General features: G+C 38.1%; 13 protein-coding genes. 1 reads left to right on the top strand and 12 read right to left on the bottom strand.

The window, feature by feature from the left end:
* Positions 1–602 precede the first annotated feature (602 nt).
* The gene (serA, locus tag AC625_RS14900; protein ID WP_049683763.1) at positions 603–2,177 is read left to right on the top strand and encodes a phosphoglycerate dehydrogenase; all 1,575 of its coding nucleotides are present in this window, start codon (positions 603–605) and stop codon (positions 2,175–2,177) included.
* A 201-nt stretch (positions 2,178–2,378) separates the two neighbouring features.
* Here serA and AC625_RS26860 read toward each other — a convergent pair whose 3' ends face one another.
* From AC625_RS26860 to AC625_RS14955, 12 genes are all read right to left on the bottom strand, one after another.
* A complete protein-coding gene (locus AC625_RS26860; protein WP_156187552.1) occupies positions 2,379–2,537 on the bottom strand; it encodes a hypothetical protein in 159 nt (52 codons plus the stop codon).
* A gap of 334 nt (positions 2,538–2,871) precedes the next feature.
* A complete protein-coding gene (locus AC625_RS14905; protein ID WP_049681986.1) occupies positions 2,872–4,053 on the bottom strand; it encodes a hypothetical protein in 1,182 nt (393 codons plus the stop codon).
* The gene (sigX, locus tag AC625_RS14910) at positions 4,031–4,600 is read right to left on the bottom strand and encodes an RNA polymerase sigma factor SigX (RefSeq protein WP_281177245.1); all 570 of its coding nucleotides are present in this window, start codon (positions 4,598–4,600) and stop codon (positions 4,031–4,033) included. Before sigX ends, AC625_RS14905 begins: the two co-directional genes overlap by 23 nt.
* A gap of 363 nt (positions 4,601–4,963) precedes the next feature.
* Complete coding sequence (locus AC625_RS14915; protein ID WP_049681988.1) at positions 4,964–6,739, bottom strand: ATP-binding protein; 1,776 nt, start codon at positions 6,737–6,739, stop codon at positions 4,964–4,966.
* Entirely contained in the window at positions 6,736–7,452 is a 717-nt protein-coding gene (locus AC625_RS14920) for a response regulator transcription factor (protein WP_049681989.1), read from the bottom strand. Before AC625_RS14920 ends, AC625_RS14915 begins: the two co-directional genes overlap by 4 nt.
* Positions 7,453–8,010: 558 nt before the next feature.
* Entirely contained in the window at positions 8,011–9,189 is a 1,179-nt protein-coding gene (ccsB, locus tag AC625_RS14925; RefSeq protein WP_049681990.1) for a c-type cytochrome biogenesis protein CcsB, read from the bottom strand.
* A gap of 12 nt (positions 9,190–9,201) precedes the next feature.
* Positions 9,202–10,845, bottom strand: coding sequence for a cytochrome c biogenesis protein ResB (gene resB / locus AC625_RS14930; protein WP_049681991.1), 1,644 nt, complete (start codon positions 10,843–10,845; stop codon positions 9,202–9,204).
* A gap of 18 nt (positions 10,846–10,863) precedes the next feature.
* Complete coding sequence (resA, locus tag AC625_RS14935; RefSeq protein WP_049681992.1) at positions 10,864–11,394, bottom strand: thiol-disulfide oxidoreductase ResA; 531 nt, start codon at positions 11,392–11,394, stop codon at positions 10,864–10,866.
* A 105-nt stretch (positions 11,395–11,499) separates the two neighbouring features.
* Positions 11,500–12,243 (bottom strand): 23S rRNA pseudouridine(2605) synthase RluB, encoded by a 744-nt coding sequence (gene rluB / locus AC625_RS14940; protein ID WP_049681993.1) that lies wholly within the window; start codon positions 12,241–12,243, stop codon positions 11,500–11,502.
* Between the two features lie 489 nt (positions 12,244–12,732).
* Positions 12,733–13,269, bottom strand: a complete 537-nt coding sequence (locus AC625_RS14945) for a spore maturation protein (protein ID WP_049681994.1) — start codon at positions 13,267–13,269, stop codon at positions 12,733–12,735.
* Between the two features lie 5 nt (positions 13,270–13,274).
* On the bottom strand, positions 13,275–13,868 hold the full coding sequence (locus tag AC625_RS14950) for a nucleoside recognition domain-containing protein (RefSeq protein ID WP_049681995.1): 594 nt from the start codon (positions 13,866–13,868) through the stop codon (positions 13,275–13,277).
* The gene (locus AC625_RS14955; RefSeq protein WP_049681996.1) at positions 13,861–15,018 is read right to left on the bottom strand and encodes a D-alanyl-D-alanine carboxypeptidase family protein; all 1,158 of its coding nucleotides are present in this window, start codon (positions 15,016–15,018) and stop codon (positions 13,861–13,863) included. Before AC625_RS14955 ends, AC625_RS14950 begins: the two co-directional genes overlap by 8 nt.
* Positions 15,019–15,184: the final 166 nt, after the last annotated feature.

A 15,184-nucleotide genomic window follows, 5' to 3' on the forward strand; every position in this document is an offset into this window, starting at 1 on the left:
ATTATCCTCTGTTACCTATCTTAAGATTGATAACGAGCGGCTACTAATCTATTTCACATACATTCTCAAATATTCATACTGCCTTGATTGGTTTTAATTTAACATCGAATGGAATAAAAAGCAAGGATTTAAATTTGCATCATGACCGAATGAATGTTAAGTAATTAAATCCTCTTCGTTTTTAACTTGGGACATTTTCTAAATAGGGACATTATTATTTTTCTCTGATTCTCTAAAAAACGAGCGATACAAAAATTCCATATTGAAAAATGGCTCAACACCAAAGTCTGTTCTTGACATAAAAAACAACTTTGTACATTCAATCCAACTTGTTATAAACAAAGGGATTTACTAAGGTGCTAGGATGAACAGAACGTAAGTTAGTTTCGTCAAGTACATGTTTTGGTGAAGACCCTGAAAAATTGTAATAAAAATTCGTTGCTATTTTATTATTGGATCTAAATATGTTCATACTCGGGGTATTTGAGAAAAAGCAAAAAATATTGCACACTCTCATCATTTTTCTCAAATTGACACTTGTATATCCATCCTGTAAAATTAACTGAAATTTAAGAAAATTATTTCATGGGTGGTGTTTTATGTTGTTTCAGATCTTAGTAGCAGACGCAATTAAACCAGAGGGACTAGGACCATTATTAGAAGCGCCATTGGTGAATCTAATTGAAAAAACTGTAGAAGAAGCAAAAAATGTACTTCATGAAATTGATGCAATCCTCGTTAGAAGCGCAACAACAGTAACTGAAGAATTAATTTCTTCTATGCCAAATCTTAAAATCATTGCCCGTGCTGGAGTCGGGATCGATAATATCGACGTACCCGCTGCTACTAAACGTGGAATCGTCGTTGTTAATGCGCCAGATGGAAATACAATATCTACAGCTGAGCACACTTTTGCCATGATGGCTTCTTTAATGCGCCATATTCCTCAAGCTCATGCTTCACTTAAGAATGGGGAATGGAGACGATCTTCTTTTACAGGTACAGAACTTTATGGGAAAAGCCTAGGAATTGTCGGTATGGGCAGAATCGGTAGTGAAATCGTGAAACGTGCAAAAGTTTTCGGGATGGACGTACTCGTCTATGATCCTTTCTTAACGACAGATCGGGCGAAGAAAATGGGAGTTACTTCGCTTGACCTGGCAAAACTACTAACCTTGGCTGATATTATCACGGTACATACCCCTCTTACACCAGAAACAAGAGGCATTATTAATAAAGATAATTTATTAACATGTAAAAAAGGTGTTTATCTATTAAATTGTGCTAGAGGCGGCATTATTAATGAAGATGATTTGTACGAATTAATTGTCATAGGGCATGTTGCTGGTGCTGCTATTGATGTTTTTGCAGAAGAACCGCCACTAGGGCATAAGTTACTCGAACTTGATTCAGTTATTGCGACACCTCACCTTGGGGCATCTACCAAAGAAGCGCAATTAAATGTTGCTACTCAAGTTGCCCAGGAAGTTCTATCTTTCCTTACTGGCAAACCTGTCACGAGTTCTATCAATCTTCCGGCGATATCCAAAGAAGTTTTTGCGAAGGTTCAACCTTTTTATGAACTAGTAAAACAGATGGGATCTATTATCAGTCAAAGTATGCCTGAGGGAATTCATGAAATCTCAGTGAATTATGCAGGTGAGGCATTGGATTTTGATACAAGTATTTTGACAAAAAGCTTGTTATCTGGGTTCTTCAAGCCCAGATTAGATGTCCCCGTTAATGAGGTCAATGCTCTTTTGATTGCTAAAGAACGTGGACTGACAATAGGCGAAAAGACTTCCCACGATACGTTTGGGTACAGTAACTTAATTACTGTTACAGCCAAGGGAGATAACAAACAACTTGATATTAGTGGAACTTATGTGGAGAACTATGGTTCACGCATCGTTCGTTTAAATGATTTCACAATCGATTTCCACCCTGAAGGAAATCTGCTGTATGTACAGCATATGGATCGCCCAGGGGTCATTGGGCGGGTTGGTAAAATTCTCGGTGACCATGGTGAGAACATCGCGACCATGCAAGTCGGTCGTAAACAAGCTGGTGGAGAAGCCATCATGGTTCTCTCTTTTGATAATCCTTTAAGTGATGACATGCTAGAGAAACTAAAACAACTCGAGGATATTACATTCTTATATCGAATCACGTTATAGTGAAGTAACTAAATATCGACGAATAAACAAAGAGGCTGTCCCATAACCAAATGGTCAAAACCCACCTTTATATCGTTTATATGACAGATACATGACAGATTAAACGGTGTATAGAGTGTGAGGTCTGACCATTTTGGGATTTCTTCTTTTGCCAATTCATGAATCATATCGTGTAGTTACTCATAGTCAGAAACACAAAATTCACATGAAGTATCCATATTTGTCCTTCACATTTTCGTTAAGATTCCTAGTAAAGAATCCTTCGTCTACTTCATGTTTACCTTTCCCACCAATAAACATCAAACTGATACAAATTCCAAAAATCAACACGATCAATAAACGTTTTCCATAATCTAGCATATTTATCCCCTCACACCGATTTCATTAACCCTCTATTTGTATGAGATATAATTGAAATGTAGACCACTTAGTTCATTTTTTATTCCGGATCTACAAAGTTGTAATCTCCCAATTGGTGAAAGTCAGTGAAACCTACCGTGAGTTAAGCAGAGGTAAAGTTTTGTCCACAGATGTAGATTATACAGACGATGACATGAGGGACGACGTATTTAGTCTGTGTTCACTGAACCTTTGTATTCGTAGTGTCGATTTATCGAAGTGTTAACTGAAGATTTAGCGACTCTTGAACGGGACTAACCATAAGTAGCGGATGAAAAAAACACTGATGGAAGTCTCACTTTATTCTATTTGGTGCGAGCGGAACCTGAATTGGCTCATTTAAATCAAACGAACCCACATGTTCAATTGTCGAATTCTGAATTTCAACGGTTTCAAATCCAAAATCCTTAGCCGTTAATAAAATAGCTTCTAAGGCTAACATATCCGATTTAGTGTTTTGCAGAATTGCCTCTTCTGCTAACACCACGGTTAATTGTTCTCCTTCGTCAAATACTTGTTTCCATATAAACTCTTTCGGTACTGACGAAGATATACCATCTCCAGCTTGCGTGGTTTTTGTAACTTCTAATGCTTCTTCGATTCTTTCATAGCTCACATTAGTAGGTACGAGAAATTGTGGCGATTTTTTATCAAATTGATAAGCTACATACGCTTTTTTCTCAATATGAGGAATATTATCTTCAGTTAGGTATCCCCTATGTGAAAATTCCGCACCTGGCATACCTTCTGTAGAATACGTAATTTTGTCGATATTTTGATACTTCAACATGGTTATGAAAAGACTTTCTACATTCAAATCATTTTTAAGAAGTGAACTGTCTTTCGGAAAATCGATATTTATCGTTTTTTCATTTTCACCTTCAGTTATTTTGATTCCATCTAGATCGAGTTCAGTAAGTCCGAGTGCAGCTACATCCAATTCTGATAGTGTCTGTACCGTATTCTCTCCAAGCTGACCTTTTGCAAACTTATCTACAAGCCTTGTAACAGGTACAAAATAATTGACATTTCTTTTATCAAATAATGGAATGATAACAAGTGATTGGGTGGCAGAATCTATGTGATAAACGGAAATAGGTGTCACTTCTTGATTCGCTATGTCTACTTGTTCACCTTTTTCATTCATATCGATAGAATCTGATGGAGCTTCTGTAGACTCTATTTTTTTATTTTGCAGTACTCTATACCCACTATCAGAATCACTTTTCACCTGTTCTATGGCTTTGTTTTCAAAACCTACATATTCATTTCGATTGTCTATCATGGACGCAGCAAGGATGCCAAGCAGGAAAATAGTGGCCATTGTTGCCAGAACAGGAATCCAATATCGTTGTTTACGGCTTTCCTTCTTGATGATGTGCTGATAAATTTCTTGAGAGTCACGTTTATCCCGGATTTTCGGAAAATTTCTCAATAAGGTTTCAATTTCCTCATCATTCCATTGGGATTTCTTCATTGTGATGGCCCTCCTCTTCTGCATGATTCTGCATGTACTTCTTGATTGCTTTCAAGGCGCGATGCTGGGTTGTTTTCACTTTACTTTCGCTCCAATTTAATATCTCGGCTGTTTCAAAAATAGATAAACCTTGAATAAAACGGAGAATAATCACAGATTTCTGATTGACTGTGCATCGATTCAAACTGTGATAGATGAATTGCATCTCATCATTTAATAGTGCAATTTCTTCTGGAAGAGGATGATCATCCTTAAGCGGCTGCTTATCCCAATCAAAGTTGTCTAATAATCGTTGCTTCCATCCTTTTTGTTTTCTGAAGTGATCGATTGCTGTATTTTTCGCTATCGAATAAAGCCAAGTCTTTTGACTGCTTTTACCCTCAAAATGCTCATATGATTTAAGTACTCTTATATAAACCTCTTGTACTAGATCTTCAGCCGTTTCATGATTTTTCACCATATAAAATAAAAATTGATATAGTTCTTGATGATATTTGTCATATAATTCATCGAAAACGGAGTCCATAATTTCCTCCCCTCCGTTCATACTATTAGTCGGATTTCCATAAAAAAGGTTACACCTGTAAGGAAGCAAAAACACCTTATCAAATTATAATGAGGATTATTGCTGTTTCCATAGACAAATAGAGGATAGCATGAGCAGTCTCCTCTATCGTCTTTCTAGTTTTTTATACAAGTGGGCGGGCTTCATTAACTAAAAACTGTTACCCATTACATCGAAAGTAAACTGGATTTCATGTGGACATTTACAAATATGTTGCTCCGCTCCACCACCTAATTGAAGTCGGCTTCTCTGTTTGAAATCAATCTAACTGAATACTAGGTGAAGACGTTTTAACATGATGAAAGTTTCTTATGAAACGAGATTTTCCGGCAAGCTTTTTGTGTTTTATTCATTTTCTTTCATTTTTCGAGGCAAACTAAAGGTAAAAGTGGTTCCAACTCCATGTAAGCTGTTCACTGATATTTTCCCTTCATGTGCATTGATAATATTTTTAGCAATAGAAAGCCCCAGACCTGTACCTGAACCCCCTCTAGTTCTTGCCTTGTCTGCTTTATAAAAGCGTTCGAACACAAAGGCTAAATCCTCTTTGGGAATCCCAGAACCTGAATCCTTCACTTCTATCATCAACCCATGTTGCTCATCTATCCGTTGTATGATTTCAACTCTTCCACCAATTGGTGTATGACGAATGGCATTATCAATTAAATTCGTTAATACTTGTTCAATTCGGTCTGGATCGAATGTCCATTCAGGATCTGGATTCCTCAAGGTTGTTATCAGAATAATTTCTTTTTCCTTAGCAAGCCCGGAAAATTTATAGACGATTCTTTCTAAATAATCTTCCATTTGAACCCAGTCATAACAAAGTTGCATATTTTCCGATTCTAATCTGGCTAAATCAAGCAAATCATTAACGAGTCGTCCCATTCTGAGCGATTCATCATAAATTACCTTTGCCATTTCCTTTTTGTCCTCTTCACTTTCGGCAATATCATCAATGATTGCTTCACTATACCCTTGGAGCATACTAATCGGTGTTCGCAATTCGTGGGAGACGTTTGCAATAAAGTCAGTGCGGAGTTTATCCATTTTCCTTTCGTCCGTCATATCACGGATAATTGCCACAGCTCCCCGGATACTCTCGCTTCCATATAAAGGACTGACGATCAACACCCAATCGTGACCTTGTAGAGAAATTTCACCAACTTGTTCTTTGTCAAGTAGCTCCGAGCGATCGAATAAATTCATAAGTACAGACGGAACCATTCCATTATTCTCAAGTTTTTCGAAAGTCCAGCTATGCAAAAAACGCTCCGCAGGCGGGTTTGTTTGCAAAATGGTTCCATCTCGATTAAACGTAATGACGCCATCTGCCATACTTCTTAAAATGCTTGCTAGATGCTCTTTTTCTTGGTTTAAGGCACTAATGTTAAACTTCAGCTGTTTACCCATTTGGTTAAATGCAATGGCCAATTCGCCAATCTCATCACCGGTTAAAATTGGAACTTTCGTATCAAATTTGCCTTTTGCCACTTCAAACGCCACTTCCCGCATTTTCGTTAATGGGGCATTGATCCTCGTTGATAAAAAGAACGCAAAGATGGTTGTGAGGATAATTGCGACGCCAGCTGCCAGCAATATGAATTTTGTAGTGGATGTAATAGCTTCTTCCATTATTTCTAATGATTGAAAGAGAAAGACTTCATCTTGTTGACCATTTAAATCAAGCGGAACTCCAACAACAATTGCCGATATCTCCTGATTACCAACCTTTAGCGGGAGCAGCAGTTCCTTTTTCACCATTTCTCTTTTTGTGAATACCTTGATTAGATTAGGGTCATTTTTAAGAAATTCTGGATTAACACCATATTCCTCCATTGCTTCTGAGCTGAAAATAATGTTGTCATCATTCAAAACGAGCATTTTAGTTTCTATTCCAATCATTTCCGAGGCAATCTGTAACACTTCATCTGTATCAGCATGGGTATTGGTTATTTCAACAATTCGTTTTGCGGTCTTCATTAAATTATTTTCCACTTCATCAATTTGAAAATTCCCAAAAAACTCAACGAGTAAAATCGTTAAAATAATCAAAACGAGGGATACCAATAATAAAATGGTCGCCCATAGTTTCCCAACTACACTTCTCCACAGCCTCATTCTTGTATAACTTCAAACTTATACCCAACACCCCATACGGTTGTTATCATCTTAGCAGCATCTTCTGAAATGCGATTCAGTTTTTCACGCAGTCGTTTTACATGGGTGTCTACAGTTCGAAGGTCTCCAAAAAATTCATAATGCCATACTTCTTTTAGTAATTGCTCACGATCAAACACTTTGTCAGGAGACTTAGCTAAGAAATATAATAATTCATATTCCTTTGGCGTCAAGGATACTTCTTCTCCGACAGCCGTTACCCGATGTGCATCATGATCGATCGTTAAATGAGGAAACACAATAATATCCCTCGTAGTTGTATCGGCTTGAACAGAGGTAATTCTCGAGGAACGACGCAGCAATGCTTTTACCCGTAGAACAACTTCCCTAGGGCTAAATGGCTTCACAATATAGTCATCCGTGCCAACTTCAAAGCCCTGTACGCGGTTAACCTCTTCTCCTTTTGCCGTCAGCATAATAATAGGTGTCGCCTTTTTCTCTCTTAATTCCTGGCACATTTCGATTCCATCTTTACCAGGCATCATAATATCTAGAAGAATGACATCATAATCGATTGCGATTGCCTTCATGAGCGCTATATTACCATTTTCCGCCTCATCAATTTCATAGTCCTCCCTTTCAAGATACATTCGTAATAAGCGACGAATTCTCTCTTCATCATCTACAACTAAAACTTTAATAGGATTTCCCATGTATATATGCACCCCTTCTTACCTCTATTTTACAAAATGAAAGCCGATATTTCTATTCTCTTTCTGTTTTTGTACGGATTGAATGGCTTAGTTTGTCACAAATCTTTCACTTATACAGGCTTTTATGTCTCAATCTACTACAAGCACTCATGTAGATATTATTTCCCTTGAACTACCCCGTAGTCCTTACAGTGATAGCTTAATATCTCGCACGTTGACTCGCCACATGCCCTACTTTAGCTAAGATTAGCAACTTCGGTACGTGTGGTAGCGAAAGAACGTTGAAGATTTTACATGACAGACGTTTTTCCTGTCACAACCTCATATCTTAAGTCTTCGAAGAACAACTTGTACAGGAATATTACATCGCACAAACAAGCGTTCCTCTATGCAAAAGGGCGATTCATCTCCCACTTATTTTTGGGCGTCGCCTTGCACAAAATTGAAGTGGGAGTTGAATCGCCTGAAATGATAAAGAGCCTTTTGCGAGAAAACTAGTCTATCACATAGAAAAGAGGCGATCCTTTTCTGTTGAATGGAGAGCGCCTCTTGATTTAGTTATGCGTATGAATGGAGTCCAGCTAAAATCAAGTTCACGACGATTAGATTGAACATAATGATAGCAAAGCCGACTACCGCAAGCCATGCTGATTTTTCACCTTGCCACCCCTTCGAAAGACGAAGATGAAGAAACGCAGCATAAAACAGCCAGGTAATTAGTGCCCATACTTCTTTAGGATCCCATCCCCAGAAACGTGTCCAAGCAATTTGTGCCCAAATCATCGCGAATATTAAGGCACCGAGAGTAAAGATTGGGAACCCAATTAAAATGGATCGATAGCTGATTTCATCGACTAAATCTAAGTTCACATTCTTAACTAGTGGCTTGAAAATGGCCGCCACCCTTTTACGGAAAAGTAAGCGAATTAACACGTATAAGATTAATCCGGAAAAAAGCGACCATACAACTGTATTTGCTTTATTTGCATCGATAATTGCCGGCATTTTTACAAACGGTTCCATTTTTCCTTCTGTCATTAATTCCCCTTCATGTGGACCAATCAATGCAGGCAAATGATATTCAAATACGGCTTCTTCATCATATTTGTTCACCCATTTAAAATTTGCTTTATAATCGATTGCCGAAAAAGTCGATGTGATGATGACAAAACCAATAGTTGCTACCATGGCGAACATAATCACTTCGAGCCAAGCTGTTTTCTTGCTCCGGCGCGTCTGATCAACAGACTTTACAAGATATAAAATAGCCGCAACAAAACTAATCGATAGTACGGCTTGTCCTGTAGCTGCCGTCGTTACATGAATATGCAGCCAATCGCTCTGAAGCGCCGGAATGAGCGGTGATATTTCCCGCGGGAACATACTTGCATAAGCAATAATAAGAAGGGCAATTGGTAAAGCAAATAATCCTAGTGCAGGTGTTTTATAGATAAAATAAATCAGAATAAATGCAGCAACAAGCATCATTCCAAAAAAAGTTGTGAATTCAAATAGATTACTTACAGGTGCATGCCCGCTTGCAACCCATCTTGTAATAAAATAGCCGAGCTGCGCAACAAATCCCAATATTGTTAATCCAATGGCAATTACGGCCCATTTATTTTGTTTTTTCTCCAATGCTCCTTTTTTATCCCTAATTGCACCACCAAAGAAAAATGTACCAATTAAATAAAGGATAAAAGAAGCATATAACAAGTTCCCACTTAGTTCTACCACGTATACCCCACCTTATTTCTCTAATTCTCCTAAATTTTTTGGCTCCAACTGGTCTTCAGGCTCGTCTATATTGGTGCCTTCAAGTGTCATGGATATATCACGTTTTAATCCATGCCAGTTTTTGTTCGTATGTCCTGCAAGCCAAATTTCCCCGTCTTTTCTTTGAATCCAAATACGTCGGTGATTCCAATATGCCCCTTGAATAACACCAATCATGAATATGGCCCCGCCAAGGAAAAAGATCCAGAGTGTAAGATCTTTTCTAACAGTAAGCGCCGTGACATTTCGTGTATCTACTCCTGCGAAAGCCATCTTATATGTATTTTCTCCTAACGGTTCAAGCGTTTGTTGAATTGCAACAAAACTGACTTCACCTTCTGGTTTATCTGGTGTCTTCATGTTAAATATGAATGCTGGATTGTTTGGAATTGGTGATTTAGTAACCGGTTCCTGATTTTCATCAAATTCGAAATCAGGAAAATAGCTCAACAGCTCAACTGAATAGCCATCTTTCAATTTATACATAGTTTTCGGGTCGTCCAACGAAATGGTTATCATCCCGAACGTTTCTTTCGTGTTTTTATTCATTAAATTAAATGACATTTCACTTAATTCATCTAGTTTAAAATCGACTTGATAGAGTGCATAATGATCGTGTTTTAATGGATTATTCACTTTGATTGAATGGTCTTTGACTTTTTTAAACTTTGCCTCTTCTCCTGGAAGGGTATTGCCTTCTTTTTCATAAAGTGTTACATCAGCTTGATAATTTTTTACGATTGTTCCCACTTTATCAATAGCAGCATTGAATGTTTGATCTTCCTTGTTTTTTTTATCATAGATTTCTACTTTAAATTGATTGTTTTTCAAGGCATATCGTCCATCTGTTCCAGGAATTCCTTTCGTTTCACCTTCACGGAGCCAAAGAACTTCATCCACATACATGCCTGGTAAGAATCTAAGCATTCCAGCAATCAAAACGATGATGAGACCAGCATGGTTGACATAAGGACCCCATCTTGCGAATCGTCCCTTTTCCGCGAGTAAGTTACCGTTTTCTTCTTTGATTTTATATCGTCTAGATTCTAATATTTTCTTGAGTTCTGCAAATTCGATGTCCTGTTGATCTGTTTTCGTTATCCCAAAGATTCGCTGCTTCTTTAAAAAACCATCATGTCTTGAAACTTTCTGCTTTTTCAACGACCGATAAAGCGGAACCACTCGGTCAATACTTGCAATCAGGAGAGATGTCCCAAGCATCGCGATACAAATTAAATACCACCACGAGCTGTATAAGTTATGAAACCCTAATAAATAGTACAACTTGCCTGAAAAACCATACTCTTTTTCGTAAAAAACTTCAGGTAATTCTGTGGGCGGGATGTACTGTTCTTGAGGAAAAATCGTTCCCACAGATGAAGCAATGAGTAGGATCACAATCAAACTGACGCCTACCTTTACAGAAGAGAAGAAATTCCAAATCTTATCAATGATCGATTTATTATAGGTTTGTGACCGACGTGCGCTCCCCTCATAACGCATATCAATCATCTTTGAGTCTTTTTGTGTTTCGTCAAGCACCCGACCGCAAGATTCACACAGAATAGTGCCATGCGGATTCACATGGCCACAAACACAATTCACCACTTCTTTCATGTCAAAATCTCCCCAATATTATGGTTTAATTCTCTCCATATGTTTTTGAATGCTTTCTTCACTTAGGCTACCGGTAAGTTTATCGATAATTTTTCCATTTTTGTCTATTAAAAAGGTGACCGGCAACGGATCTATTTTGTAAGCCGTTTGTACTTGTTTGTTCTTATCAATCATGATGGGAAATGTTAAATAATGCTTCTCGACAAATTTCTTGACAGAATAATTGGATTCTCCAACGTTTACTGCCAAAATTTGTACGCCTTGATCTTTATATTTCTGATATTGTTTATCCATATACGGCATTTCATATTCACATGGCTTACACCATGTCCCCCAAAAATTCAAAAACACTCCCTGCCCCTTATAATCAGAAAGCTTATGCGTATTTCCATCCATATCGGTTAACACAAAATCTCGAGCCATTTCACCCTTTTGTACGGCTGCTACTTTCTCTTTTGTAAAATTCGCATACAGTGAAAAAACTAAAGCTGCACCTAAAAGAACAAGGATTGATGTTCTCATAATAAGACGGCGCTGTTTTTTATCCATATCCATCCCCCTACGCACTTCATAAATGATTTCAATGTTGCAAATTGCACATGTTGGCACTTATCCCAGTTTAACAGACAGGAATGCCTTAGGTGGAAGTTCTCCCTATTTTAATCTGTTGCTTTTCCCATCAGTGGTTGCTAATGCTCTCAGTTGTTTCACTTCATGAGGCGTCAATTCACGTGCATCCCCTGTAGTAAGTCCCTGTAATGTTAAAAATCCGTAACGTTCTCTTTTCAGTTTCTGAACCGGATGACCAATTGCATCGAACATTCTTCTTACTTGACGATTTCTTCCTTCGTGAATCGTGATCTCAATGATTGAAGTCTGTTTTTTCTTGTCACTGGAAAGGAATTTCACTTTCGCAGGTGCTGTTTTTCCATCTTCTAATACGATACCTTTTTCAAGCTTTTTCAGGCTTTCACGTAGTGGAATTCCTTTTACCTTTGCCACGTATACTTTATCCACCTCATGCTTCGGATGCATTAAAACGTTAGCAAAGTCTCCATCATTTGTCATCAACAATAAGCCAGATGTATCATAGTCAAGGCGTCCAACCGGATAAATTCGCTCCTCAATTTCGTAAAAGTAATCTGTTACGACCTTTCTGTTTTTATCATCCGATACAGCCGAGATGACACCTCGTGGTTTATAAAATAGGAAATAAACAGGTTTTTCTTTTTCAAGAGGGACACCATTTACCTCTACTTTATCATTCGGGCCTACTTTGATTCCTAATTCTTTCACGACTGTACCGTTTACTTTTACTCTTCCTTCTTGAATCCACTCTTCTGCTTTTCTTCTTGAGCTCATGCCAGCATGTGCAATAACTTTTTGTAATCTCTCCATCTATCTTTCACCTCATCAAATGTTGTTTAACATGTTTGTAGTTGTAACGCAATCATACAATTATTACACATTGTACCGAAAAAAAGAAGGTGATTGAAATTTTTTAAAGAAAAGAGATGATTTTACTTTAAATTTGAGCACTTACCAACCAGCGCTATTTTTCTAACAAAGACAATATTTTTTACAGTTTTTTCATTAAAAACACCCATAAGCGTCTGCTCTAAAATCCAACGATGAAAAAGATTCAGGTTCTCATATTGTATAACCTTATGAAGGTAGCGGTGCGGAGCTGATTTTGCGAAGTCCCGCCCATTTCCCACAGAAATATGGAGAATTATTCAATATGAGTTTACCACAGACATCTGATACTTAGCCAAAAAAAGATGACGATATTTCGACAAATTGCCAATATGCTGAAAATATTTTCATTTATTATGTTTCACTAATTTTTCAGAAAAAAAAGAGACGGAATCCATCCCCGTCCCTTCATTATTTAACACCAAATACAAGAGTAACTACTACGATTGCTGCAACCAGACCGACTAGATCTGCCAGCAATCCAACCTTTAACGCGTCACCCATTTTTTTAATCCCAACAGCACCAAAGTAAACGGTTAATACATAAAACGTTGTATCCGTACTTCCTTGTATCGTTGCGGCAAGTCTGCCGATAAAAGAATCCGGTCCATAAACGGATATTAAATCGCTCGTCATCCCGAGTGCAGCCGTACCTGAAATGGGGCGGATAATAGCAAGAGGGACGATTTCTGCAGGTACATGGAGTAATTCAAGTAACGGTCTGAGAAATTGGACAAAAAATTCTAGTGCTCCAGAAGCGCGAAAAACGGAAATAGCGACAAGCATACCAACTAAATAAGGTATGATTGAAAAGGACATCTGGATTCCTTCCTTTCCTCCTTCCACAAACGTCTCATAGGTGGGAATTTTTTTATACGTTCCATATAACAAAATACTACAAATTAAAAATGGAATCATCCAGATGGATATAACGGTCATCCAATACATACAAGCTACCTCCTTCCATTCCGGACTCGTTTTCTATGAAAGTAACGGTCTATCAAAATGGCCCCTACAGCTGATATCGCCGTTGCAATGATTGTAGGAAATACAATATCAGTTGGTGAGGCTGAATCATACGTCATACGAATCGCGATGACTGTGGTCGGAACGAGGGTAATACTTGACGTATTAATAGCAAGAAAGGTAATCATGGATCTACTCGCTGAGTCCTTGCCGCCGTTTAATATTTTCAATTGCTCCATCGCTTTTATTCCGAGCGGAGTCGCGGCATTGCCCAACCCGAAGAAATTAGCCATCATATTGGATAAAATATAGCCCATTGCAGGATGATTTGCTGGTATTTCCGGAAATAACAATCTGATAAACGGACGGAATAATGCAGATAACTTATCCAGTAGTCCTGAATCCTGTGCAATCTTCATTAAGCCAAGCCAAAACACAAGGATACTCATCAAACCAAAACAAAGCGTAACAGCTTCCTTCGCACCTTTAAACAATGCCTCATTAACAGCATCCATTGTCCCATTTACCATGGCAAATATGACACCAATCAAAGTCATGCCTACCCATATATAATTAATCATGGCGACCAATCCTTACAAATGATTGTATGAAGTCTTTCCATATCTTGCTCCAGTTTTGTTCACTGTACGCTTCTTTAGATTCCCCATAATAGATTGATCGGGATCCGACCCGCTTATTGTCATAAAATATTTCTGCTTTCCCGACAACCTCTGGAGTACTCCGTTCGTCTTTCCATTCTTCCTTTGGCTTAATTAGTTTGATTTTCACTTCCACATTTTTTTCTTCTTCATCCGAAAGCGGATAGGTAAAGGCGTGCTTTACATAGATTTTCCCTTTATATTGCTTAATCCCTACATCCTTAACAGGTCCTGCTTGTAACAATTCAATTGGTCTAAAATCCGAAAAGGCATGTTCATACATGTAAATATGATCGTTCCAGTCATCTGGACCATTTAGTGTGACCGCAATCAAATTTAGGTCATCTTTAGTGGCTGTTGTAACAAGTGTCCTCTTTGCAAGTTTTGTATAGCCTGTCTTGCCTCCTGTTGTGTATTCATATAATTCAGTAAGCAAACGATTTTTATTTTTCCATACATAGTCCCAGTCTTCTTCTGAATTCGAAGCTCGATGCTTTTTCGAGCCTGAAATCACTCTGTATGCCTCATTTTTCATGGCATAGCGTGTTAATAGTGCCATATCATAGGCAGTCGAGTAATGGTTCTCCGTGTTATCGAGTCCATGCGGGTTTGAAAAATGACTATCTGTCATGCCAATTTCTTCTGCCTTTTGATTCATCATCCAGACAAATCCGTCCAAACTGCCGCCTACCTCTTCTGCGATGGCGACAGCTGCATCATTTCCGGATCGTAGCATTAAGCCATAAACTAAGTTTTCCAATGTGATTTTTTCCCCTTTTTTTAAATAAAGAGAAGAACCTTCCGTCCCAACAGCATTTGGGCTTATTGTTACTGTATGATCTAGTTTACCGGATTCTATGGCTAAGATTGCTGTCATGATTTTTGTTATGCTAGCAATGCGGCTTTTTTCATGGGCATTCTCCTCATAAATGACTCGTCCGCTTTCCTGATCCATCAAAATTGCACTATGGGCGCTTACAACAGGAAGGCTTGCTTTGGCTTTGGCTGGAAAGAGTGTAAAGACGATCATCATCATGCATATATATGGAAAAACTCGATATCGAAAACGCATGCAGTCCCCTCGTCCCTTTATGGTTTTGTACAAGTTTATGCATAAAGTCAACGGATATGATAAGAAAAGCGTAAAGTGCTCGTCTTATGTCCTCGAGGGTCTAAACTCACCAAGATTCATTAAAATCGCAAAAAACCAAGCATAGTATGAACCAACTTGGTTTTTA

Source organism: Peribacillus loiseleuriae, from assembly GCF_001183985.1.
GTDB lineage: Bacteria > Bacillota > Bacilli > Bacillales > DSM-1321 > Peribacillus > Peribacillus loiseleuriae.

Bases quoted from the DNA above. Each gene is read 5' to 3' on its own strand.
- AC625_RS26860 (WP_156187552.1), bottom strand. From the start codon at position 2,537: ATGCTAGATTATGGAAAACGTTTATTGATCGTGTTGATTTTTGGAATT.
- AC625_RS14905 (WP_049681986.1), bottom strand. From the start codon at position 4,053: ATGAAGAAATCCCAATGGAATGATGAGGAAATTGAAACCTTATTGAGA.
- sigX (WP_281177245.1), bottom strand. From the start codon at position 4,600: ATGAACGGAGGGGAGGAAATTATGGACTCCGTTTTCGATGAATTATAT.
- AC625_RS14915 (WP_049681988.1), bottom strand. From the start codon at position 6,739: ATGAGGCTGTGGAGAAGTGTAGTTGGGAAACTATGGGCGACCATTTTA.
- AC625_RS14920 (WP_049681989.1), bottom strand. From the start codon at position 7,452: ATGGGAAATCCTATTAAAGTTTTAGTTGTAGATGATGAAGAGAGAATT.
- resB (WP_049681991.1), bottom strand. From the start codon at position 10,845: ATGAAAGAAGTGGTGAATTGTGTTTGTGGCCATGTGAATCCGCATGGC.
- resA (WP_049681992.1), bottom strand. From the start codon at position 11,394: ATGGATAAAAAACAGCGCCGTCTTATTATGAGAACATCAATCCTTGTT.
- rluB (WP_049681993.1), bottom strand. From the start codon at position 12,243: ATGGAGAGATTACAAAAAGTTATTGCACATGCTGGCATGAGCTCAAGA.
- AC625_RS14945 (WP_049681994.1), bottom strand. From the start codon at position 13,269: ATGTATTGGATGACCGTTATATCCATCTGGATGATTCCATTTTTAATT.
- AC625_RS14950 (WP_049681995.1), bottom strand. From the start codon at position 13,868: ATGATTAATTATATATGGGTAGGCATGACTTTGATTGGTGTCATATTT.
- AC625_RS14955 (WP_049681996.1), bottom strand. From the start codon at position 15,018: ATGCGTTTTCGATATCGAGTTTTTCCATATATATGCATGATGATGATC.